Origin of the sequence: Pseudomonas sp. CFBP 8772, from assembly GCF_014841665.1 — a bacterium.
Lineage (GTDB): Bacteria > Pseudomonadota > Gammaproteobacteria > Pseudomonadales > Pseudomonadaceae > Aquipseudomonas > Aquipseudomonas graminis_B.
Map to the genome: position 1 here is coordinate 69,821 of NZ_JACYUI010000011.1, position 23,770 is coordinate 93,590.

The following is a 23,770-nucleotide window of genomic DNA, read 5'->3' on the forward strand; positions in this document are numbered from 1 at the left end:
GGATTCGAGGCCGCCGGTGCTCTGGCAGCCTGCCAGTGTCGCGCTCGCGACCACTGCGATTGCCTGGGCCAACCGAGTCAATGTGTCGGAATTGAAGGTTTTGCGTATAGATGACGACATTGGCTGGGGGATAGTTCCAGGCGAAAATGTCGGGCGATTCTAGAAAGTGACTGGTGAACGGTCAACCTTTCAGAATTTCCGTGCTGATTCGCAGCCTGTTTAGAACTTATCTTTCCATGCCCGCAGCACGGCAAAGACCTCTGTGGCCGTCGCGTTATGGGTTCCGCTCCGTTCGTCTGCTTTTTGTTTCACGGAGATGACGGCGGCTCGCAGAAACGGATTGGTCTTGCGCTCCAGTGCCAGCGTCGACGGCACACTGATACGATTTTGCGCACGCCATCGCGTCACTTCTTCAAAACGCTTCAGCACGTCGGCGTTGTCCGGTTCAACCGCCACGGCGAAGCGCAAATTGCTCAAGGTGTACTCGTGGGCGCAGTACACGAGGGTGCTGTCGGGCAGCTCGGCGAGTCGGCTCAGGGAATGATGCATCTGCTGCGGGGTGCCTTCGAACAAGCGGCCGCAACCGGCGGCGAACAGTGTGTCGCCGCAGAACAGCAGCGGCTGTTGTGCGTCGGCATGGTAAAAGGCGATGTGGCCCAGGGTGTGGCCGGGGACCGCATGGACGCTGAATGTCAGGCCGAGTACGGTGAGCTGATCGTTGTCGGACAGGGCCACGTCCCGCGCCGGAATCTTCTCATTGGCCGGGCCGTAGACCTTGGCGTCGGTGAGCGTTTTCAGTTGCGCGACGCCGCCGGTGTGGTCGGCGTGGTGATGGGTGATGAGAATGTCGGTCAGGCGCCAGTCCGGGTTGCGCTCAAGCCAGGCGATGACGGGGGCGGCATCACCCGGGTCAACCACGGCGCAGCGTTTGACGGCATTGTCTTGTAACAACCAGATGTAGTTATCGCTGAAAGCGGGCAGGGCATCGACCTGTATCATGGCGCGGTTCGCTTGGCTGGAAACATAGAGAAGCATCTTAGGGTCTGAACAGACTCGAGGCGAGTCTCTATCGCAATGACCCTCTCATGGAGACCGGAAATGACCGATGAAGCGTTCGCCCAGGCCGATCCCGAGTGGCTTGAGCTGATCAGCGCCGCCCGCGACTGGCTGTCCGGGCCCCTGGGGCAGTTGTTGCTGGAAGAAGAAAGCCGTGTGCTGGAGCAAGAGCTTGAGCGTTTTTTTGGCGGTTATCTGGTGCATTACGGCCCGTCGGCGCAAACGCCGCCGGCGGCGAAGCAAGTGCAGCGCAACGTGCGACTGGGCGCGCCGTTGCCGGGCGTCGAGATTGTCTGCGAAGAGCAGGCCTGGCCTTTGAGCGAGCACGCCGCGGATGTGGTGGTCATGCAGCACGGTCTGGATTTCTGTCTGTCGCCCCACGGCCTGTTGCGCGAAGCCGCCAGCAGCGTGCGCCCCGGCGGGCATCTGGTGATCGTCGGGATCAACCCCTGGAGCACCTGGGGCATCCGCCATTTCTTCGCCAATGATGCCCTGCGCAGGGCGCGCTGCATCTCGCCATCGCGGGTCGGCGACTGGCTTAACCTGCTGGGCTTCGCGCTGGAGAAACGCCGCTTCGGGTGCTATCGTCCGCCGCTCGCTTCGCCCAAGTGGCAGGCTCGTCTGGCCGGGCTCGAACGTCTCGGCGATGGCTGGCAAAGTCCCGGCGGCGGCTTCTATCTATTGATCGCGCGCAAGATGAGTGTAGGGCTGCGGCCCGTGCGCATGCCGCGCCGCGAGCCCATGGGCAAACTGCTGCCTCTGCCGATGGCCAAGGTCAATCGGCGCACGCCCGAGCCCTGATTCACCGGCTGACGCCACGCTTTCTCAATTTCTGGAAACATCGTAATGAGCGATACCGTAGAACTCTTCACCGATGGCGCCTGCAAGGGCAACCCGGGCCCCGGCGGCTGGGGCGCGTTGCTGGTGTGCAAAGGCGTCGAAAAAGAACTCTGGGGCGGTGAAGCCAACACCACCAACAACCGCATGGAGCTGCTGGGCGCCATTCGCGGTCTCGAAGAACTGAAGCGGCCGTGCGAAGTGATCCTGGTGACCGACTCGCAGTACGTGATGAAAGGCATCACCGAGTGGATGGTCAACTGGAAGAAGCGCGGCTGGAAAACGGCAGCGAAGGAACCGGTAAAAAACGCCGATCTGTGGAAGCAGCTGGACGAGCAGGTCGGCCGGCACAATGTGAGCTGGAAGTGGGTGCGCGGCCACATTGGCCATCCTGGTAACGAGCGCGCTGACCAGTTGGCGAACCGTGGTGTGGATGAAGTGCGCGGTATCAAGCACGCTTGATCAAGACACAGTCTTGGTGACGCTGATGATGACGAGTGTAGGAGCCGGCTTGCTGGCGAATCCATGCGTTCAGCCGACATCTTCATCCCTGACACAACGCGTTCGCCAGCAAGCCGGCTCCTACAGAAACAGCGTGCGCCTGTCGCCAGAAGGCGATAGCTGCGCGCGCACATCCCAAAACCGCCATGCTAATATCCGCGCCTGAAGCTGAGGCGGTAGGCAATGACTGTACAAAACATCATCACTGAACGAAGGGTTGTCCTCGATACCGAGACCACCGGTATGCCCGTCACCGACGGCCACCGGGTCATCGAAATCGGCTGCGTCGAGCTGATTGGCCGGCGTCTGACCGGGCGGCATTTCCACGTTTACCTGCAACCGGACCGGGAGAGTGACGAGGGCGCCATTGGCGTTCACGGCATCACCGACCAGTTCCTGATCGGTAAACCGCGTTTCGCTGAAGTCGCCGACGAGTTCTTCGAGTTCGTCAAAGGCGCGCAGCTGATCATCCACAACGCGGCGTTCGACGTCGGCTTTCTGAACAACGAATTCGCCCTGATCGGCCAGCACGATCGCGCCAATCTCAGCAGTTACTGCACGATCCTCGACACCCTGGCCATGGCCCGCGAGCGTCATCCGGGCCAGCGCAACAGCCTTGATGCGCTGTGCAAACGCTACGACGTCGACAACTCCGGCCGTGAGCTTCACGGCGCATTGCTCGACTCCGAGATTCTCGCGGAAGTCTATCTGGCGATGACCGGTGGCCAGACGACCCTGTCGCTGGCCGGCAACAACGACGGAGAGGGCGGCGCCGATCGCCCATCGGAGATCCGCCGCATCGCCAACCGCACGCCGGGACGCATCATCCTCGCCAGCGAGGCCGAACTGGCGGAGCACGAAGCCCGGCTGGCCGTGATCGCCAAATCCGCCGGTGCCCCGGCCCTGTGGACCCAGTTGCTCGAAGCCCAGGTTCAGGCCCGGGCGGAAGCCTGAAGGCGGCAGCGGCCTTCATAGAAGGTGATGTCGATCCCGGTAATCGTGCAGGAGGCACATGGTGAACACGTCCAGCCCGACTTTCAGCATTCGTGTCGCTGACGAATGCTTCGAGGATTACATCCTCAATAGCGAGTTCACCTTCACCGTCACCGGCTATGCCCGGGTGCAGATCGGCGAGCCCGTGGCGCAGTGGCACGTCGATGCAGTCGAGCCTTACCTGAAAAATTACGGCATCGATTCCGAAGAGTTCTGCAATTATCGGGACGCCGCCGACGGCACGGTGCTGGTGGCCTGGCTCGATGAGCAGCCGGTCGGGCATGTGGTGGTCAGCGAGCATTGGAACGGTTTCGCTCACATCGACGAGCTGGCGGTCGATACCGGGGCGCGACGCAATGGCGTGGCACAAAAGCTGCTGGATGTGGCGCAGTTCTGGAGCCGCAAGCGCGGGCTGCCGGGCATCACCCTGGAAACCCAGAACAACAATCTGGAGGCGTGCCGGTTATATGAGCGCTACGGGTTTGTGGTCGGCGGGGTCGATCATCTGCGGTATCGCGCGATAGAACCGTTGACGCAGGAGGCGGCGATTTTCTGGTATCTGCTGTTCGACGCCCCGGGCGTCGATTGAAGCGGCAAGCCCCTCTGACCTGACTCATGGCCGCGCGATGTCAGCGGCCTGTGTGGAAAGAGGCGGGCTTGCAGCGGTGTTTCAATGCTCTCGTATGAGCTTGACCTTGCCCTGAATCAACTCGAATTCCTCTCCGCCCAAATGTTTGACGCGGTCGCCAATGGCCAGGCGATAAGTGGAAACGGGCTCCTTTCCATCAGCCTCGTCAGGCTGTGATTCACGGAATTCATGCACCGAGTAAACGCGTCCCTCCGCATCCCTCGCATGAAATTGCCCAACTAGAACTGAAGCCATTTGCTTTGTAACCTCTGGAAATAACTGCTCGTTTTCGCTCGCATCCTAACACCGCGAGTGAATAAACCGTGTCCGCTTGTAAGGTAATTCCCAAATTTGTCCGGGGACCTTATTCGCCTAAGGCAGTCAGACCGCCGTTTCCGGGGGGAGTTTTCGGCGATTGGAAAAATAGTCGCGACCGACGGTAGCACGGCCCGCCCAAAGCAGGGGCCGATAACCCACGGGCCAGCATCGAACGCTTCGATGATTAGCAACGGAAAAACAACACAGAATTGCACTCATGTTTCATCTATAACTGTTGTCTCCTCCCACAGCAGAAGGTCCGTTTCATGAGCCAGGTTCATTCGATTGCAGTCATCGTCGGCAGCTTGAGGAAAGACTCCATCAACCGCAAAGTGGCCCACGCACTGGCTGAGCTGGCGCCGTCCAGCCTGAAGCTGAGCATCGTCGAAATCGGCGACCTGCCGTTGTACAACGAAGACATCGACGCGGATTCGCCGCCTGCCGCTTACACCGCCTTCCGTCAGGCCCTGCAGGGCGCAGACGGGTTTCTGTTCGTCACCCCCGAATACAACCGTTCAGTGCCGGGCGCGCTGAAAAACGCCATCGACGTTGGCTCGCGGCCCTACGGCAAAAGCGCATGGGGCAGCGCCAAACCGGCGGCCGTGGTCAGTGCGTCGCCCGGGGCGATCGGTGGTTTTGGCGCCAACCAGCATTTGCGCCAGTGCTTCGTGTTCCTCGACGTGCTGTGCATGCAGCAACCGGAAGCCTATCTGGGCAACGCCGGGACCTTCTTTGACGAACACGGCAAGCTGAGCGAGAAAACCCGCCCGTTCCTGCAGAACATCATCGATGCATTCGCCGGCCACGTTGCGCGCACCTTGAAAGCCTGATCATCTGTACCGTCTTTCGGTGAAAGGGCCTGCGCGCAACGCCGCGTGCCGGCCCCTCGCACCCACCGCGCAAGATCGTCGCGCCTTCGTCAGTCAATCCTGAATTTCCTTGCCCGTGTATAGCGTTATGTACCGCAATCGCGGTGGATTTCTTCCCTACGCTCCCAGCCTTTCCTGCCCATGCCCGGCCAATGCCGGCCGTGGGCGCTTGTGCTCAAGGAGTTGTCATGTCCACCGTTACCACCACGTACTTCAACAGCGCGTCATTGCGACGGCGCTTCCTCGAAGAACTCGACCGCGCCGTCACTGCCGATCTTCTCGTGTCATCCGAACAGACTTGGCTGAAACGCGCAGCAGGCGCGCCGGCAACCGATGATGCCGATCCGGTCCGAGTGGATCAGCTGCTGCTCAATGACGGCCTGCCCAACTCGCTGGAGCTCAGCGCGGCGTTGATGTTCAGCCATGGCCAGACCGCCGATCCGCGTGTGTTTCTGTTTACCCTTGCGTCCGGTGTTGAAGCTTTCGAGGATCGCGCACAGCTTTTGGCGACGCTGCTCAGGCGATTTGCCAACGATGATCCATTGGCCTCGTTCGAATACGAAAAAATCGACGGCGATGCTTTCCAGGCGCAAATGGAAGCCATCGTTGAGTACCAGGCCCATTCAGTCAGGCAGTTCACCGACCAGTTGAAGCTGATCCCGGACCTGATCGGCGCGGTCAATTCGTCCCTGGCCCTGCAGCTGCGCCGGCTGTTGCCGGATCAGCAGATGGATCCGGCGACGCACCTCATGCGCCTGGTGCAGCCGGCTTCCAGTGCCGAAGAAGAACTCGTGTTCAGGACCCAGACGCTGGTTCAAACGGCGTATGAAGCCGTGTGCCGTGCCGAGCTGGACCAGGGCGTGACGATGCAGTACCTGGATGCGCAGGGGCGAGTGGCGAGCGACAGCGATGCGGCGTTGTTCGCTCAGGCCATACGCGAGACGATTCCTGCGGTGCCTGCTCGATTCGCCCAATTGCTAAGCGACTATTGGGGGCAGCGACACGCGGCCGGTTCGTGCCGTGACATGGCCATGCAAATTTACGCCACGAGCCTGTGCCATGAGCTCTACCGTTATGGCCACGAGGCGAATCTCACTCGGCAGGAGCAAGCGTTGTTGCGGCCGTTGCTCGTGGCCGGGCCGCGCTTTACCGCATCAGACGCCGAGTTCCACTGCAGTCGTCTCGCGCTGCATGTGCCGGGCGCCCCTGCAAAGCCACTGGCCGGCACCCTGGTCTTCGATGTCAGCCCGGCAGCGTTGCCGTTGCTGTGGTTTACGCCGGAGCACGGCCTGCGCCGATTCGCCAATCTGACGGCGCTGAGTGCCTTTTGCTCGACCCCGGAAGGACGCGAGATGCTCCGCCCGACACTGGCGCTGGCCGATCAGCCCCTGTTGCTGCGCGAAGGCGCCCTGTCCCTTTCGATGCAACGCATCAGCGGGCCCCTGCTGGGCGAACGGGTTGATTCCATCCTTGCGCTGCAGGCGCGCAATCTGCAGTTCGTCACGGGGTTGTCGACCGAGTCGGAAATGATCTCGGCGATGTACGACGACGCGCTGGACGTGCGCCAACTGATCGACCCTCGTCAACTGCACTTCAGCGCCGGACGCTGGCGCCGCGAGCAGCCAATGGACTTCGCCGCCGTCTGGTGCAGCAGCGCCAACGATGACTTGGTGGTGGCCGTCACGGAGCCAGAGAGCATTGGCAGTCAACTGTCAGCGTCCGACCCTTCCCAGCCGACCCAACTGCAACCAACGCCGCCTTCCTGGCTGGAGCGAACCCAAGTGTTCGATGCCAATGCGGCGCATCTTCGCGAGCTGGACAACGTCCTTGCCGGTTACGCCGAGCAGGCGCTGCAACGATATCTGTGCGTGGCGTCGGCCCGGGGATTGCGCGCGAGCGAGGTGCGGGTGCGCTGGCTGGAGTCGCTGCCGCTGGGCTCCTCCGATGTCGAACCAGACTCCGTCGCCATCAGTGAGACCTTGAGTGCCACGTCGATGGATCTGGTGGCGCTGTTGCTGGAACGCGTCAGCGGACACCGTTGCGATCCGCTCGAATCGTCGGCGCAGGTGCTGCTCACCGCCCAGGCCGCGGGGGCACACCTGGATATCGAGCTCATCCGCTTCATGCTCAAGCGCGTGGCGGCGGATTTCATCGAACGTTATCTCGACCACTTCAGGCGCTTGCGCACGGGCCTTGCGCGTCTGGGCGACAGGCAGCTGCAACCGGTTGCCATGGCGCTGGTCCTCAGGGAAGACACGTTGCGGCTCGATCTGGCACTGCGCCAGCGAATGGAGCAGGTGACAAGCGCGTCGGCGAGCATGGTCATGCAAGTGCTGAACGCGCCGGTCCGCGCGCAGCGGACCGAGCCGGGGGCGCCGACCACTGAAGTGTTTGCGGTGTCGCTGGTCTACGGCCCACAGCCGGGGGCCACCCTCAGTGACTCAATGGCCCTCTGGCAACCCCTGGCCCTCGATGCGGGCGTGATGTTCTGGAGCTGCCAGCTGGGCTGGGAGTATTTCGTCTCCAAGCAGGCATTGAGCGACAAAATAGGCAGTCGCTTGCGTGGCGCTCATAGCGAGCGTTGGCTGGCGCTTTTGGGGGAACGCGACCGTGTGCTGCTGCGCAACCACCTGCAAGCGCACCCTGCGGGTCCGATTCGCATTCATTTCAGTCATCGCGCCGGCCACGCGATCGAGGCGTTGCAGCAAAGCGTGTTTGACCGACAGTCACAGAACCTCCAGCAGATGTGCGCCCGCGCCCGGCGTTGTCGCTTTGAAGCCGGGCTGTTCACGCGCCTTGCCCGGGCCACCGAGCTGGACACGCAATTGATCGAGATGCTCGATGCCCTGTCGGTGCGGATCGATAACACGCTCTTTCAAGAGCTGCTGCCGGACTGGCTGAAGGCGGCATCGCCCGGCGACCTTCGAGCGTATAACGCGATATGGCGTCGTTTCTTTCTGGCCAGCGACGGCGAGGAAGACTTTCTCTTCGACATCCCGACGCTCTCGGATTACGCACGCGACCGGCTGCTCGAACAGATGCGCAAGGATTTTCCCGAGCATGTCCTGCACCCCGACGAGATCACCGTCACCCAGCGCCGCTACGTTGCGGCGCCCACCGGCGTTGGCCAGATCCCGTCAGGGATTCCGGCCGCCACCCTCGTGCACAGTGAGACGCTGACCGATTACGCGATCAATCGCTTTTCCGACATCCCGGACGGTGTATTGAGCATCAATGACGCCGGCGACCCAGAGGCAGCCCGCCTGATCACGCCCGATTACCTGCGCAGCACGGTGCGAAAGCTGGACGTCGGCACAGGATTCAGGACGCTGCTGCGTCAGACGTTGAACCCCGCGGATGCCAAATGGGTGAGGCGCAACAAGCTGTTTATCGACCAACTGCCACCGATGATGCAGGCGGTGGCGATGCAGCAGAAGCTTGAAGGACAGCTGAGCGCCGAAGCCTACGCGTTCATCTCGCGTGTGGTTGAGATGCCTGACGGGATCGCCCGTGAACCGGTCAACGGGGTGCGCGTCATTATCAGTGCGTTGCGGCTGGTCGCCGACGCAGGCATGACGCCCGACATCCTCAAGGGCATTTATCTGATCTGCGCCGAGGCGGGCGCCAGCGGTCCGGTGATCCTGCACGCCGTGTTCCACCGCGATTTTGTCTTCCGCGAGTACGCCAGCCTGTCGGCGCTGGAGGCCGATATCCGCAGTGATGCGAGCCTGCAAGCGTTGTTGCTGCAGCGAGTGGACCCGGAAGTTCGCAAGCGGTATGAACACGGCGGCTTCATTGAGCCTCACCTGCCGTTCTTTGCGCAGGGGTTCGGGGATGTGCCGACACACACACCGGGTCCGGTCACGGTGTCACTGGCTGAGGAAAACGGCAACTCGCTGCAGTTCATGTTCACCGACACCATGAGCCTGCTGGTGGACATCGGTAAGTCCGACACGGTCACGAATCAGGAGGCCGATCACGCGTCACGCCAGTTTCTGGCGTCCCTTGGCCTTGAGCAGGTACTGAGTGTCATGCCCGGCAAGCTTGGCACGATGATCGCGCTGTGGCAGAGCCATACGTTGTTTCGTGCGTCAGCCGCGTCGGCCTCCGGGCGTCACTGGGGGGAAGCCCTCTCCGAATTTTCTGCCGCCCTGGGCGTCATGATGACGGCCCGGGACCAGGCTGAAAAAGACGAGTTGATCAGCGCCGATCTGGTGGAGGGCGAGGAGGTGCCTGCGCCGGTGTTCTTCTGGGGAGGCGCCACGCTCACAGGCGAGCAGCTGACCCGTCTGCATGCGCTGGAGGCCCGGAACGTCTCGCTCAAGGACTTGCGCCGGGACGACCTGCTGAGTCTGTTCATGAACACGGAAAACGGCAGGGCGTATGCTGCTGTTTCCGGGCGGGTCTATGAAGTGCGCCGTCAGGCCGAGAGTGGCCGCTGGATGATTATCGGCCCCGACCGATCGCCCGGCCCGAGCCTGAAGCTGGACGACAGGCAGCGCTGGCAGCTGGATATCGAGTCCGGTCTGAAGGGCGGCGGCGGGGCCATGACCAAACTGCGGAGCCACGCTGCCGATGTCAGTGCTGACGACGTGCTGCTTATCGAGGCCAGCGGCATGGCCGACATACGGACCTTCTATCGGGAGCGCGCCCAGCGTATCGGTGAAGCCCATCTGCAGGCCAAAAGGTACCTCGAAAATGCGCTGGACAACCTCAACGTGCATGCCCCCGGCACGCCGCTGGACCCGAGGGTCACGCAGATCATTGGCGACTTTTTCGGGGTCAGTGAGCCCGGTCAAGAGCTGCTGGTCGACACCGAACGCGCGGTCAAGGCGCTGTTTGATGAAGTGATGGATGCGTCGCTGTCACCCTATTCTTCGCCACGCTTTGTGGTGGGCACCAACCGCTCGGGGCGGGAGGGCACCATGGGCTTCGTCATTAAACGAGACCCGAAACAGCGCGTGTTTCTGACCGACCGGTATTTTGATGCGCCGCCGTTTCCACTGAAGCCTGAGGCGGCGAACGAAGGGTTCGATTGCCCGGCCCATTACCGCGCGGCCACCTTGATCCATGAACTCTCGCATCTGGTGCTCGATACCCACGACATTGCCTACCTGGAAAGCACGGCGCCGTATCCCGACCTGCTGCTGGAAAACAATGCCAACAACATCAAGCTGAGGGGAGACATCGAACGCATGCAATCGTCTGGGTTGTCGCATCTGAGCGTGAAGAAGGACCTGTTTCTGCAATTCACGGACGGCGAGTGGCGCGATTTCGATGAGGAGGAGAGTTTCGAGTACGACGCGATCCTGAAGCTCACCAAGTGCAAGACCCTGGACGATGCCCGCGATGTGTTTATGAGCGATGCCCAGAAACGCAGCCGGGTTATTCTGGCCAACGCCGATTCGGTAACCCTGCTGGTGCTGCGGCTGGGGCGCCGAAGCTTTGTCGTGCCGAGCCCTTCGCCGGGCGGCCGCTGAGTGACAGACGCCGAGCCTTCAGGCTCGGCGTCTGTCCTTGATGGGCAGGCGCCGGTGTCGGCGAGCCGGCACGTACCTTACAGCGAGTAGTGGCGCAGCTCGCGGGCGATCAGCAGGCGCTGGATTTCGCTGGAGCCTTCGTAGATCTGGGTGATCCGCGCGTCCCGGTAGTATCGCTCCACCGGGTAATCTTCCAGATAGCCGTAGCCGCCGTGAATCTGCACCGCCTTGGAACAGACCCATTCGGCCATTTCCGAGGCGAACAGCTTGGCCTGGGACGCTTCCGACAGACAGGGTTTGCCCGCCGTTCTCAAGCGCGCGGCGTGCAGGACCAGCAGCCGTGAGGCGTTGATGCGGGTGTGCATGTCGGCCAGCAGATTGGCGACGCTCTGGTGCTCGATGATCGGCTTGTCGAACTGCACCCGCTCACGGGCGTAGCCCAGTGCCGCCTCGAATGCCGCACGGGCGATGCCCAGGGCCTGGGCGGCAATGCCGATGCGTCCGCCTTCCAGGTTTGAAAGGGCAATGGACAGTCCCTTGCCGCGTTCACCCAAGAGGTTTTCCGCCGGAATCCGGCAATCGCTCAGGGTCACGGCGCAGGTGTCGGATGCACGGATACCCATCTTGTGTTCCATGCGGTCGACGCGGTAGCCGGGGTTGTCGGTGGGCACCAGAAACGCTGACAGGCCGCGCTTGCCCAGCTCCGGGTCGGTCACCGCGAAGACGATCGCCAGCTGTGCGCGCTTGCCGTTGCTGACGAACTGCTTGGCGCCGTTGAGCACCCACTCGCCGTCTTTCAATTCGGCACGGGTGCGCAGGTTGTGGGCTTCGGAGCCGGCCTGGGGTTCGGTCAGGCAGAAGCAGCCGATGGCCTGGCCGCTGGCGAGTTTTTCCAGCCACTGTTGTTTCTGCGCGTCGCTGCCGTAATTGAGCACCGGCCCGCAGCCCACCGAGCTGTGCACGCTCATGAGCGTACCGGTGGCGCCGTCGGCGGCAGAGATTTCTTCGACGGCCAGCGCATAGGCGACATAGTCGATGTAGCTGCCGCCCCATTCCTCGGGGACGATCATGCCGAGCAGGCCCAATTCGCCCATCTTTGCCACGAGCGCGTCGTCGATCCAGCCGGCCTTTTCCCAGGCCTGGGCATGGGGCGCGATTTCATTGCGCGCGAAGTCCCGCGCCATGTCGCGGATCATCACTTGTTCTTCGGTCAATTCAAGATCTTGCATAGGTCACGCCTCATGACCGCTGAAGAAGCTTGCCACGTGCTCGGCATTCAAGGCCTGCACGCTGGAGGGGCTCCATTGCGGTTTCTTGTCTTTGTCGACGATCAAGGCGCGCACGCCTTCGATCAGGTCACCGCGTTCAAACCACCGGCGGTCCAGATGCAGCTCCAGGGCGAAGCAACGCTCAAGCGGCATATGCCGGCCGCGGCGCAGCAGCTCCAGAGTGACCGCCATCGCCAGGGGTGAACGGGTCTGCATCAGGTTGGCAGTGTCGACGGCCCAGGCATGGGTGTCGTGGACGGTCACCTCCAGCAGTTGTTCGATGATGCTCGGGATGTCCGGCAGCGCGAAGAAATGATCAATGGCCGGCCGCAGCTTTGCCAGCGGCGGCGCAGGCAAGTGCTGCACGCCGAGTTTCGCCAGCGCGCCCTGTACATCCTTGAGCGGGGTCAGGCTCCACTTCAGGTTATCCAACTGCAGATCGAGGTCTTCAAGGCGCTGGCTGTTGAGGTACCAGTTCGCCAGCCCGCAATACAGCGCATCGGCGGCCTGGATCTGCACGCCGGTGACGCCGAGGTAAATCCCCAGCTCGCCCGGTATCCGGGGCAGAAAGTAGCTGCCGCCTACGTCAGGGAAATAACCGATCGCCACTTCCGGCATTGCCAGACGGCTGCGTTCGGTGACCACGCGCAGGTCCGCCCCCTGGGCCAGGCCCATGCCACCGCCTAGCACGAAGCCGTCCATCAGGGCAATCACGGGTTTGCGGTAATGATGAAGGGTGAGGTCCAGCGCGTATTCTTCGACGAAGAAGTCCAGGTGCTCGTTTCGACCGGTTTTGAAGCTGTCGTACAGCGAGCGGATGTCGCCGCCGGCGCAAAACGCCTTTTCGCCTGATCCGCGCAGGACCACGGCGTAAACGTTGTCATCCTTCGCCCAGGCGTCCAGCTGAAACTGCAGCTGCCGCACCATGTGCAGGTCGATGGCGTTCAAGCCCTGGGGGCGGTTGAGGGTGATGTGACCGATATGATTGCGTACGTCGGACAGAACGCTCTCGCAGGCTGATTGCTCGCCCGCGTATTCGGCAGGTAGTACCTGAGCCGTCATCGCTGAATCCCTGTTGATTTTTGTTGTACTCAATTCCCGGCTGAACAGCCGGGATCCGTGAGGGTGCTGATGGATGCTACCAGCGCCATTTTGCAAATGAAAATGAAGATTCCTGCGGGGCCGGGCGCATGACCCCAGTCACGCCTGCAGGCTGAACAGCGCCATTTCCGGCGCCTCGCTGATCCAGCATTCGCTGACGGTCCACCCTGCACGGGCGGCCAATTCGGTGAACGATTCAACGGTAAACTTGTGGGAGTTCTCAGTGTGCAGTCGTTCCCCGGCGGCAAAGCGGAAGGTGTGCCCGGCGACGGTGACGCTCTGCTGCTTGCGGCTGACCAGGTGCATTTCCATGCAGGCCTGGTCGGCGTTCCACACCGCCAGATGATCGAAGGCGGACACATCGAAGTCGGCGTTCAGCTCGCGATTGATGCGGGTCAGCAGGTTCTTGTTGAACTGCGCGGTCACGCCCTCGGCGTCATCGTAAGCCGCTACCAGTGTCTGCTCATCCTTGACCATATCGACACCGACGATGAAATGCGCGTTTTCCCCCAGGACCTCATGGGCGCTGTGGAGGAAATCCACGGCCTGCTCGTGGCTGAAGTTGCCGATGGTGGAACCCGGGAAGAAGCCCACGCGGGTGTGGCCGTCGGCTTCTTCAGGCAGGGTGAGCACCCGGGTAAAGTCATCGACTTGCGGGGCAACGATCAGCGCAGGGTAGCGCTGGCGCAATGACCGCGCGGCCTTGTTGAGCGCCGTTGCGCTGATGTCGATCGGCACGTAAACGGCGATGTGCGGCGCGGCATCGAGCACCAGGCGCGTCTTCTCGCTGGCGCCGCTGCCGAACTCCACCAGCGCTGCGCCGGAGGGAATGGTCGCGGCAATCTGCGCGGCGATGCCTTTCAGCAGCCCGGTTTCGGCGCGGGTCGGGTAGTACTCGGGGGTTTCGCAGATGGCTTCGAACAGGTCGGAACCCGCTGCGTCGTAGAAATACTTGGGCGACAGGGTTTTCACCGCAGCGCCAAGACCGGCCACCACGTCCCGGGCGAATTCGCTGTCGTTCGGGTCCACGACGCCGGGCTGACGGCTGTCACGGGCCAGACGCAGGCCGGAGACCATCCAGCGCTTGTCGGCGTGGAAGAAGTTGCGGTAGGTCAGACGGCAATGATCGGGCGACGTGACGCTGGCGCCGCCGCGCAGGACCATCTGATTGACCATGAATTTGCCGTTGTACTCACCGACCGCGCCCACTGAGGGCTTGAAGCCTGGGTAGGCGCTGTAGGCGCTTTGCGTCCACTGCCAGGCGACGTCGTCCACCTGCTCGAGCAAGCCGGCGCGGGCGGCGGCTTCCCATTCCGCTTCGGTGGGCAGGCGCGCGTCGGCCCAGAGGGCGAATGCGGCGGCTTCGTAATAACTGATGTGGGTCACCGGCGCAGACGGGTCGATCGACTCAAGGCCGCGCAGGCTCATGCGCTTCCAGCCGTTCTCGTCGTGCTGCCAGTACATGGGCGAGTTCCAGCCGTTTTCCTGCACCAGGCTCCAGCCCTCGGACAGCCACAGGGCGGCAGTGTGGTAGCCGCCGTCGGCAATAAAACTCAGCCACTCGCCGTTGGTCACCAGCCGGTCGCTGATCTCAAAGGACTGCAAATACGTGGTGTGGCGCGGGCCTTCGTTGTCGAAAGAAAAACCGTCGCCGTCGTGGCCGATCTCGGTCAGGCCGGCGCTCAGCGGCTTGAAGTGACCGCGACGCCCCGATGGGTCTTTCGGCCAGCGCGGGCTGTAGGCGGGTTTCAGGGACGACAGGCTGAACAGATGAAGAATGTCCATCAGCAGCAGCTCCTGATGCTGCTCCTCGTGGGCAAGACCCAGCTCGATCAGGCTGGTCATCTCGTCGCTGAGCGGCGTCATCAACAGCGTCGTCATGTTTTCGTCGACGTGCCTGCGGTAGGCCAGCACCTGATCGACGCTTGGCCGGGTCATCAACCCGCGTTGGGGGCGGGGATGACGCGGGCCGACCGCTTCGTAATAGGAATTGAACAGGTAACCGAATGTCGGATCGAAGGCTTCATAACCCGGCAGATTCGGCGCCAGCAGAAAGGTTTCGAAGAACCACGTGGTGTGCGCCATGTGCCACTTGGCCGGGCTGGCGTCGGGCATCGACTGCACCACCATGTCCTCGGCGCTCAGTGGCTCGACCAGAAATTCGGTACGTTCCCGCACACTTTGAAAGCGCTGGCACAGGGTGTGGGTAGCGGATGTTTCACGAAGCTGGCGTAGTTGGCGCGTCATCAGGTGCTCTCCGGCGTTGCCGATGCCCGGTGGACCCGGTGGAGTGATTCCACGCAGCCAGGCGGTACGGCGATTCAGGGTTTGAGGCTCGTGTGGCCCGGAATGTTCAACCGAAATATCCAAACGAAGGATGGCCACTGCCCACGCGTACGTCGATGCCTTGAGTCATCAGCGTTTGCATGGATTTAACGGCACGCACCGAGTGTAGTCACAGCGTGGGTTGATTCGCGCAGTCGGTGACCGATGGCCAATGAGCGGCCAGTCTGCGTTACCCTGCCGGCCATTCCAGCGCAGTTGCGCTACCCAGGACGTACGTCTTGTGGGCAAAACCTGAACCTGCGCGGCAACTGGCAGTCAGCACAACAGCACGTTTGTCCGAGAGGGCAGGGGCGTTGCAGGTCAGGAGTCAGGTTAAAAGTGAATCACGTCAGATGAATGAACCGGTTTTTGGGGACGCGCATGAATGATCTATCCAGTCTGCTGGGGGCGCTTGATGAAGCGCAGACCGGGCAGCAGGAAGTGGTGATCGCCACGGTGGTCAAGGTCGAAGGCTCGGCTTACCGGCGCCCCGGCGCGCGGATGATTATTGCGCCGATGGGCGAAGCCACCGGCACCGTCAGCGGCGGATGCCTGGAAAGCGACGTCAGCAAGAAGGCCTGGTGGCTGACCGCCAACGGCAAGCCGTCCATGCGCACGTACAGCACCGGCGAGGATGACGACGAGCTCGAAGATGCCGAACTCAGCTTCGGCCTGGGCTGCAACGGCACGGTGCACATCCTCTTCGAACGGATAGATCCGCAGGCGGCGAGCCTGGTGGTCGACGTGCTGCGTGAGGTCAAGGCGAGCGGCACTGGCGCTGCGCTGGCGACAGTGATCGGTACGCAAAGCGAACGCCACACGGCACTGGGCGAGCGGGTGGCCATCCGTGCATCCGGGCAGGTCCAGAGTGAAATGCGCGAACGCTGGCTGGCGACGGCCGTGGCCGAGGACCTGAAAACGGTGCTCGACGCCCGCCGTTCAGCCACACGTACTTACGACAGCGCCGACGGCGCCGTCGAAGTGCTCCTCGAATACATCGCTGCGCCCCGCCGGCTGGTGGTCTTCGGTGCCGGGCACGACGCGATGCCGCTGGTCAGCATGGCGCGGCTGCAGGGCTGGCACATCACGGTGATCGATGCGCGCTCGCACTTCGCCCGGCCCCAGCGTTTCCCGGACGCCGACCAGGTGCTGTCCGCGCCGCTGCAGCCGATGCCTGAATTGCACGCAATGGTCGCCGATGCCGCCGTGGTGGTGATGACCCACAGCCTGACCCAGGACCGTCACTGGCTGGGGCAGGTCCTTGAATCGACGCCGCGCTATATCGGCCAGCTCGGGCCGCGCAGCCGCACCGAGCGTTTGCTCGACGAACTGCCGGATCAGCTCCGCGACGCCGCGGCTAAAGCCAGCCTCCATTACCCGGTTGGCCTTGATCTGGGCGACGACGCGCCGCACAGCGTGGCGTTGTCGATTCTTTCGGAGATCAATGCGGTGTTCAACGGCCGCAGCGGCGGGATGCTCAAACACAGGCAAGCGAGCATTCACGCAGTGGATGTCACACTGGAGCAGGCGCGCGAACTGAGAATGATCAGCTAGCTTTGACGGGGGCAGCGCTGATAGAGCCCGCCCCATCGCGCTTCAGTGGTATTGCATGGCATTCATCAGGTTCGCTCAATGAACGACAAGTACAGACCCCACGACTGGGCCCCCCACGAGCGACCGACGTTGCCGGGGTCGCCGTCGACGCCCTTGCACGCGACGCCGAAACGCTGGGCCTATGCCATCGTTGGCGTCATCGTGGCGCTGACCGGCGGGCTCGGCAATGCGCTGGTGGTCGCCAACCTCCAGTACCTGCAGGGCTCGCTCGGCGCTACCCAGGCCGAAATCGCCTGGCTGCCCGCCGCGTATGTCATGACCAACGTGTCGATGAACCTGCTGCTGGTGAAGTTTCGCCAGCAGTTTGGTTTGCGGGCGTTCACTGAAGTGTTCCTGGTGCTGTACGCCCTGGTCACCTTTGCTCACCTGTTCGTCAACGACATCGAATCGGCGGTTGCCGTTCGAGCGGCCCATGGCATGGTCGGCGCGGCGCTGAGTTCGCTGGGCCTGTATTACATGATCCAGGCCTTCCCGCAGAAGTGGCGGATAAAAGCGCTGGTGCTGGGCCTCGGCACGGCGCAGCTGGCAACGCCGCTGGCGCGACTGGTCTCCGAAGACCTGCTGCAGATTGCCGAGTGGCGCGGGCTTTACCTGTTCGAACTGGGCATGTGCCTGCTGTCCCTGGGCTGCGTGCTGATTCTCAAACTGCCACCCGGTGATCGCTTCAAAGCCTTCGAAAAACTCGACTTCCTGACCTTCGCCTTGCTGGCATCAGGCTTTGCGGCATTGTGCGCGGCGTTGTCCCTGGGGCGGATCGAATGGTGGCTTGAAGAGCCGTGGATCGGCATCGCCCTGGCGTCGTCCATCGTGCTGATCCTCGCCGGACTGTGCATCGAGCACAACCGCACCCGCCCGCTGTTGATTACCCGCTGGCTGGGCAGTGGCCGGATGATCCGCTTCGCCTTCGGCGTGCTGCTGACGCGCATCGTGCTGTCGGAGCAATCCACCGGCGCGGTCGGTTTTCTTCAGGGCCTGAATCAGGGCACCGAGCAGTTGCACACGCTGTACCTGTTCATGCTGCTGGGCAGCGTTGCGGGCCTTGCGGTCAGCGCGCTGACGATCAATCCCCAGCACCTGTTCAAGCCGCTGATTATTTCCCTGGCGTTGATGGCGATCGGCTCGAGCATGGACAGCTTCTCGACCAGCCTCACCCGCGAGCCGCAGATGTATTTCAGCCAGTTTTTGCTGGCGTTCGGCGGCACCTTCTTTCTGGGGCCGACCCTGGTGATGGGCATCAGCGGGGTGATCAGCAACCCGCGCAACATGGTCAGTTTTTCGGTGATGTTCGGGATTACCCAGAACGTCGGCAGCTTGATCGGCTCGGCGTTGCTGGGCACCTTTCAGGTGTGGCGCGAGAAATTTCACTCGGCGCATATCGTCGAGCACGTCACGCTGATCGATGCCCAGGTGCAGTCGCGCCTGCAAAGCGCGAGCGGCGCGTATATTTCCGCCATCGCCGACCCGGCCGCGCGCACCAGCCTGGGCATTCGCTCGCTGGCGACCGCCGCCACCCGCGAAGCCAATACCCTGGCGTACAACGATGTGTTCATGCTGATCGCTGTCATCGCGGTGCTGACCATGATCTGGATCACCAGCCGCGCCACCTGGCTGTGGATCACCACCGAGCCGGTCGCTCCCTTTACTCCGGCGACCCCTGCGGCATCTCCTCTCACACCTTCTGGCGCTCAACCTTCATGACAGAACCCGGTAAACCTTCTGGCAACGCTTCCAACAGTTCTACGGGCGGCTCGGCTCCGTCTCAGGCAACCTCCGCAGCACCTGCACCGGCGGTCATGCCGGCCACCACGCAACCGCGTTCGGCGCGCATACGCCTGGTGTCGTCGATTCTGTTCGGCGGCATTGCCCTGGCGGGTGTGCTGGTGGTGCTCTACGCCTGGCAGTTGCCGCCGTTCAGCAGCCCGATTGAAAGCACCGAGAACGCGCTGATTCGCGGGCAGACCACGCTTATCGGCCCGCAGCTGAGTGGCTACGTCTACGAAGTGCCGGTGCAGGATTTCCAGTGGGTGAAGAAGGGCGACCTGCTGGTGCGCATCGACGACCGGATTTACCAGCAGCATCTCGATCAGGGCATTGCGCAGTTGGGCGTCCAGAAGGCCGCACTGGCCAATAATCTGCAGCAACGGCGCAGCGCCGAGGCCACCATCGCCCAGCGTCAGGCGGCCGTTGCGAATGCCCAGGCGCAGAGTGAAAAAGCCGCTGCCGACCTTCGCCGCGGTCAGGCACTGGTGACCGATGGTTCGGTGTCCAAGAGCGAATTCGACGTGACCCGCGCCGCGGATGCGCAGGCGAAAGCGGCACTGGCCGAAGCCAAGGCAGCGCTGGAGATTTCCCGTCAGGACCTGCAGACGGTGATCGTCAATCGCGGCTCGCTGGAGGCCTCGGTGAAGAACGCCGAGGCCGCCATCGAGCTGGCGCGGATTGATCTGACCAACACGCGCATTACCGCGCCTCGGGACGGTCAGCTGGGGCAGATCGGGGTGCGCCTGGGGGCGTACGTCAATTCCGGCGCGCAGTTGATGGCCCTGGTGCCGCGTCCGCGCTGGATCATCGCCAACATGAAAGAGACCCAGATGGCCAACGTGCGCCTGGGCCAGCCGGTGAGCTTCACCGTCGATGCCCTGGAAAACCTGAAGATGCGCGGTCGGGTGCAGCGCATCTCACCGGCGGCGGGGTCCGAGTTCAGCCTGCTGCCGGCGGACAACGCCACCGGCAACTTCGTCAAGATCGCCCAGCGCATCCCGGTGCGCATCACCATCGACGACGACCAGCACGACGTGGACCGGCTGCGCCCCGGGATGTCGGTGGTGGTCGGCATCGACACCAGCCAGGACGGCGCCGTACCGCCGGATCCGGTGGATGGGCGGGTGGATTCAGTCGATCCTCGCTGATCCGCAGCAGGCTGACGCAAGCGGCGCCGCCGAATGAACGGTCCGGCCTACACCATGCGCTTGACGGTGTTGTCCTTGCGCACGAAGTGGTGCCAGATCGCCGCAATCACGTGCAGGCCGATGACGTAGTAGAAAATCGTGCCCAGCAAGACGTGGTAATGCTCCAGCGTTTCGGCGGTGTCCTTGGACAGGTCGAACGGCGCGGGAATGCTCAGGGATGTCAAGGGGATCGGCAGTGCGCCGCGCTCCAGCAGCACCGTGAACAGACCCAGCAGCGGTTGCGCGAACAGGAACGCATACAGCGCGTAATGGGACAGCGTGGCGGCCAGACGCAATACGCCTTCCAGGGGCGGAGTAATCCCCGGCGGCGTGTGGCGGTGACGCTCGGCGATGCGGAAAAACGCCATGACCAGCACCACGATGCCGACCCAGAAATGCGTTTGCACAACGAAAGTCCGCGCGTCACTGCCACGGGCCAGCTGGGTGCGGCTCAGGATCAGCGCATACGCCAGCACAATCAGGATCGCCATCACCCAGTGAAACCAGCGGGCTTTGTAGCTGTAGCGTTCGGTAGCGGAAGGTTTGCTCACGGTCAGGTCTCTTGGTCTGTTTTTTTTGAGTGGCGCAGTGCGGTGACCGCCCCTGCGCTTTCTTAACCCAATGGCTGACGGTCGTCGAGGAGAACGTGCAAGGCGCACTGCAAGAAAGCCGTCGCTTGTTCCTCGGAGAAACGTGTTGACGACACATACGCTTACATCTTGGCCACTCATTAATATAAGTAGTATGACTAATTAATTCAGCGATCCCTGGGTGTAACTTTTATTGTGAATCATGACGCATCAATACAATTTTGCACTGGATCTTGTATTGAACATTAATTTTCATTCGTTTGAGTTACTTCGAAAAAGGGAAGAAATTCTGATAGAGATTCATCTTCATATCAGCAATAACAAAGAGTGTTTCTTATTCTAATTTGGCATTAAAATCCCGGCGAATTACGTTTGACAGGTTATGGGAATGGATCCATCGTAATGTGTCGAAGGCTCAGATCCTTGACTATCAGCTTGAATAAGCTGGCATTTTGCCCGTATGCAGCCGGGGCCTTGATCTTCGTGACTTAATCGAAAAGGGAAGGACACCCTCATGGATGTTTCCGGCTTCGTTCAGCTTTTAAAAACATATAATTCCGATTCGGAAGTATGGTTCGATTCTTCACCCCTTATATATAAGCAGTGCCAAAGGCGGTTATTACAGACCTACCCGGATATGCAGTCGTCGGTTATTGCGCTGTTGCCTGAAGCACTGGGTTCATCGGCCGCGGGTGTCAGCGGAGCCACTACAAATCCTGCGTTGATGGGGCAGGCGTTGGTGACCCATTCAGCCCACTACCGATCATTCCTCCACACCTTGCCGGCGTCCATGCCTGCGGACATTCGCCTGCGATCGCTTTATGACCAACTGATCATCGACAGCGCGCAGCTGTTACTACCGCTGTTCCTGCAATCCTGGCATCGAACGGGCTGGCTGTCCGCGCAGATCGAGGGCGGGCACTGGATGAATCAGGACGCGCTGGTGGCCCGCGGGCTCGAACTGGCGGCGCTGGCGCCGAACATCATGATCAAGATCCCGGGCAGCGCCCAGGGCTATCGCGCCATCGAGCAACTGGTCGCCCGGGGCTGCTCGATCAATAACACCTTCTGTTTTAGCGTCTCTCAGCTGGATGCCTGCCTCAAGGCCATTCACGCCGGGCGTCAGCGGGCGCTTGCCAACGGTGTGAACACGGAGCGGGCGCGTTACGTGGTGAGCTTCATGATCGGCCGGCTGGGTGCGGAACCGGAATTCGAGCGGCAGGCGCGGGGCCGTCGCCTCCACCTTGGCCAGACGGATAAGCGCTGGGCCGAACTTGCGGTGTACCAGGCGATGCAGGCGCTGATGCGACGGTGCGAGACACCGGCGCAACTGTTGCTGTGCAGTATCAAGGTCGACACCGATGCGCGTGGGCGTGAACATTGCTGGCACCTGCAGCGCACCGGCGCCGACACCACGCTGTACACGTTGACGCCTGAACTCATCGAATTCCTCGTACGCCGTCAGCAGGCCGGGCGCAGCATCGCACCGGCGACGGAATGGGTGCAGATTCCCGGCAAAGTGCTGGACCGCCTTCTGGCCATTCCGTATTTCAACCAGGCGTACTTTGAGGGCGGCCTGACCTCGGACGAATACGCCCGTTATCCGGCGTTCCTGACTGCGGGCAATGACGCACGCCTGGGCGTGCAGCGTCTGCAGTGCTTCATCGCCGACACGCTTGATCCGCCCGTTTCCACGCCGCCCGTCGCGCGTCACAAAACGACCATGGAGGGCCGCGCATGAACCGCATGATCGGCCTCTGGGCCCATCCCCGCTCGCGGTCGACGATCCTCGAAAGGGTGTTCATCGAGCGCGGTGACTTCGAGGTTTTTCACGAGCCGTTTTCGCACATGGCCTTCGACGAACAGTCCGCCATTCCCCATGGGGACCTCAACTGCGGCATGCCCCGTGACTATGAAGCGATCAAGGCCCTGTTGCGCGACGCCCGCCAGCGCGCTCACGTTTTCCATAAGGATATGGCCTACCACTGCCTCACGCCGCTGAAGGCCGACGCCGAGTTTCTCGCAGAGCAACAGAACGTCTTCATCGTTCGCGACCCGGCCCGGGCGATTGTTTCCCACCACGCCATCTTCCCGCAGATGCCGGCGCACGCCATCGGCCATCAAGCGCTGTACGAAGTCTTCTGCGAGGTCAGGCGGCTGACCGGCAAAACCCCTTGTGTGGTCAACGCCGAGAACCTGGCCAGCCATCCGGAAACCACCCTGCGCAGGCTTTGTGACCACCTGCAGCTGGATTTCCTGCCCGAAGCATTGAGCTGGAATGCGAGGTGCCCCGAGCAATGGAAAGCCTGGCGCAGCTGGCACAAGGACGCCGAGAACAGCACCACGATCATGCCGGATAGCGCCGATTTCGACCCGCGACCGCTGCACGATAATCCCCATCTGATGGCGTATGACCAGCTGCATCGACCTTTCTACGAACGCATGAATCAGTTCACCGAGCAGGGACAGCCATGAAAAAGATCGTGATCACCGGCGCCGCCAACGGCATTGGCAAGGCCACCACCCTGGCCTGCGTCAAGGCGGGCTACTACGTCATCGCAGCGGACAGCGACAGACTGGGCCTGCAGTCGCTTCAGGCAAGCCTGCCCCTGCACCGACTGGAAACCCACCTGGCTGACTTCTCCCAGGCGCACGTCTATCAGTCGTTTATCGGCAACCTGTACGACCTTCACAAACACCGGGCGCTGTATGCCCTGGTCAACAACGCGGGGATCTATCACGGCAAAGGTGTGTACGACTACACCGACGCGGAAGTGGATGAGATCTGGGCCGTCAACCTCAAATCCCTGGGGTATCTGTCCAAGGACTTCGCACGGCGGGAGTCGGCGGCCGACTACTCGCGCAGCATCGTCAACATCACGTCGGTGGCAGGGGAGGTCGGCAGCATGGATGCGTGGTACGGCGTGACCAAGGCTGGCGTGATCGGCCTTACCAAGGCGAACGCCTGGAATTTCGGCCCCCGGATCAGGGTAAACGCTGTGTCCCCGGGGCTGATTCGCGACACCTCGATCCATGACCGTATTCCCGAGCACCGACGCCGTGAGTACGAGCGCCAGGAAATCCTCAAGGAGCCCATTCAGCCGGACGGCGTGGCCGACGTCATTCTGTTTCTGCTGTCGGAACAGAGCCGTCACCTGACCGGAAAAGTCATCGCAGTGGATAACGGCGCCTACCCGCGCTAGCGATCGAAAACACCGTCGTCCCTCACGTATTTCAGGGAG

General features: G+C 62.1%; 18 protein-coding genes and 1 pseudogene. 12 read left to right on the top strand and 7 right to left on the bottom strand.

The genetic code is table 11. From position 1 onward, the window contains the following. Window positions 1–11 precede the first annotated feature (11 nt). Window positions 12–120 (bottom strand): annotated as a pseudogene (locus IFT99_RS26950) (lytic transglycosylase domain-containing protein); the annotation flags it as partial. 99 nt (window positions 121–219) lie between these two features. Then, on the bottom strand, window positions 220–999 hold the full coding sequence (gene gloB, locus IFT99_RS20355; RefSeq protein ID WP_192134673.1) for a hydroxyacylglutathione hydrolase: 780 nt from the start codon (window positions 997–999) through the stop codon (window positions 220–222). 99 nt (window positions 1,000–1,098) lie between these two features. Between gloB and IFT99_RS20360 the strand changes: the two genes are divergently transcribed. From IFT99_RS20360 to IFT99_RS20375, 4 genes are all read left to right on the top strand, one after another. Further along, window positions 1,099–1,857 carry a class I SAM-dependent methyltransferase gene (locus IFT99_RS20360; RefSeq protein ID WP_065986459.1) on the top strand — a complete coding sequence of 253 codons (759 nt, stop codon included), beginning with the start codon at window positions 1,099–1,101 and terminating at the stop codon, window positions 1,855–1,857. A 45-nt stretch (window positions 1,858–1,902) separates the two neighbouring features. Then, on the top strand, window positions 1,903–2,355 hold the full coding sequence (rnhA, locus tag IFT99_RS20365; protein ID WP_192134675.1) for a ribonuclease HI: 453 nt from the start codon (window positions 1,903–1,905) through the stop codon (window positions 2,353–2,355). Between the two features lie 240 nt (window positions 2,356–2,595). Next, window positions 2,596–3,348, top strand: coding sequence for a DNA polymerase III subunit epsilon (gene dnaQ / locus IFT99_RS20370; RefSeq protein ID WP_192134836.1), 753 nt, complete (start codon window positions 2,596–2,598; stop codon window positions 3,346–3,348). Window positions 3,349–3,406: 58 nt separating this feature from the next. Beyond that, the gene (locus IFT99_RS20375; RefSeq protein WP_065986465.1) at window positions 3,407–3,976 is read left to right on the top strand and encodes a GNAT family N-acetyltransferase; all 570 of its coding nucleotides are present in this window, start codon (window positions 3,407–3,409) and stop codon (window positions 3,974–3,976) included. Between the two features lie 81 nt (window positions 3,977–4,057). Here IFT99_RS20375 and IFT99_RS20380 read toward each other — a convergent pair whose 3' ends face one another. Then, window positions 4,058–4,270, bottom strand: a complete 213-nt coding sequence (locus IFT99_RS20380) for a hypothetical protein (RefSeq protein WP_083232993.1) — start codon at window positions 4,268–4,270, stop codon at window positions 4,058–4,060. 329 nt (window positions 4,271–4,599) lie between these two features. Between IFT99_RS20380 and IFT99_RS20385 the strand changes: the two genes are divergently transcribed. Continuing rightward, window positions 4,600–5,163: an NADPH-dependent FMN reductase gene (locus tag IFT99_RS20385; protein ID WP_065986466.1), complete on the top strand. Its 564-nt coding sequence runs from the start codon at window positions 4,600–4,602 to the stop codon at window positions 5,161–5,163. 227 nt (window positions 5,164–5,390) lie between these two features. Next, entirely contained in the window at window positions 5,391–10,682 is a 5,292-nt protein-coding gene (locus tag IFT99_RS20390; protein ID WP_192134677.1) for a dermonecrotic toxin domain-containing protein, read from the top strand. Between the two features lie 77 nt (window positions 10,683–10,759). On the opposite strand, the gene IFT99_RS20395 is transcribed toward IFT99_RS20390, so the two are convergent. The 3 genes from IFT99_RS20395 to egtB form a co-directional block, all read right to left on the bottom strand. Further along, window positions 10,760–11,911, bottom strand: coding sequence for an acyl-CoA dehydrogenase family protein (locus IFT99_RS20395; RefSeq protein ID WP_192134679.1), 1,152 nt, complete (start codon window positions 11,909–11,911; stop codon window positions 10,760–10,762). Window positions 11,912–11,914: 3 nt separating this feature from the next. After that, window positions 11,915–13,012 carry an enoyl-CoA hydratase/isomerase family protein gene (locus IFT99_RS20400; RefSeq protein WP_192134681.1) on the bottom strand — a complete coding sequence of 366 codons (1,098 nt, stop codon included), beginning with the start codon at window positions 13,010–13,012 and terminating at the stop codon, window positions 11,915–11,917. Window positions 13,013–13,150: 138 nt separating this feature from the next. Next, window positions 13,151–15,298, bottom strand: a complete 2,148-nt coding sequence (gene egtB / locus IFT99_RS20405) for an ergothioneine biosynthesis protein EgtB (RefSeq protein ID WP_192134683.1) — start codon at window positions 15,296–15,298, stop codon at window positions 13,151–13,153. Between the two features lie 459 nt (window positions 15,299–15,757). Here egtB and IFT99_RS20410 point away from each other — a divergent pair, with 459 nt between their 5' ends. The 3 genes from IFT99_RS20410 to IFT99_RS20420 all read left to right on the top strand — a co-directional run bounded on the left by IFT99_RS20410 (window position 15,758) and on the right by IFT99_RS20420 (window position 19,899). Further along, on the top strand, window positions 15,758–16,930 hold the full coding sequence (locus IFT99_RS20410) for an XdhC family protein (RefSeq protein WP_192134685.1): 1,173 nt from the start codon (window positions 15,758–15,760) through the stop codon (window positions 16,928–16,930). A 78-nt stretch (window positions 16,931–17,008) separates the two neighbouring features. Next, window positions 17,009–18,688 (top strand): MFS transporter, encoded by a 1,680-nt coding sequence (locus tag IFT99_RS20415; RefSeq protein ID WP_192134687.1) that lies wholly within the window; start codon window positions 17,009–17,011, stop codon window positions 18,686–18,688. Between the two features lie 95 nt (window positions 18,689–18,783). Further along, on the top strand, window positions 18,784–19,899 hold the full coding sequence (locus IFT99_RS20420; protein ID WP_244657043.1) for an HlyD family secretion protein: 1,116 nt from the start codon (window positions 18,784–18,786) through the stop codon (window positions 19,897–19,899). 47 nt (window positions 19,900–19,946) lie between these two features. Here the strand turns inward: IFT99_RS20420 and IFT99_RS20425 are convergent, their stop codons facing one another. Then, window positions 19,947–20,489 (bottom strand): cytochrome b, encoded by a 543-nt coding sequence (locus tag IFT99_RS20425; protein ID WP_167355767.1) that lies wholly within the window; start codon window positions 20,487–20,489, stop codon window positions 19,947–19,949. A 676-nt stretch (window positions 20,490–21,165) separates the two neighbouring features. Here IFT99_RS20425 and IFT99_RS20430 point away from each other — a divergent pair. The 3 genes from IFT99_RS20430 to IFT99_RS20440 are packed head-to-tail and all read left to right on the top strand — an operon-like array spanning window position 21,166 to window position 23,731. Next, the gene (locus tag IFT99_RS20430) at window positions 21,166–22,269 is read left to right on the top strand and encodes a transaldolase family protein (protein ID WP_192134690.1); all 1,104 of its coding nucleotides are present in this window, start codon (window positions 21,166–21,168) and stop codon (window positions 22,267–22,269) included. After that, entirely contained in the window at window positions 22,266–23,003 is a 738-nt protein-coding gene (locus tag IFT99_RS20435; protein WP_192134692.1) for a sulfotransferase-like domain-containing protein, read from the top strand. Before IFT99_RS20430 ends, IFT99_RS20435 begins: the two co-directional genes overlap by 4 nt. Continuing rightward, window positions 23,000–23,731 (top strand): SDR family NAD(P)-dependent oxidoreductase, encoded by a 732-nt coding sequence (locus tag IFT99_RS20440; RefSeq protein WP_192134694.1) that lies wholly within the window; start codon window positions 23,000–23,002, stop codon window positions 23,729–23,731. The genes IFT99_RS20435 and IFT99_RS20440 overlap by 4 nt, the downstream gene beginning before the upstream one ends. The last annotated feature ends 39 nt before the right edge of the window (window positions 23,732–23,770 follow it).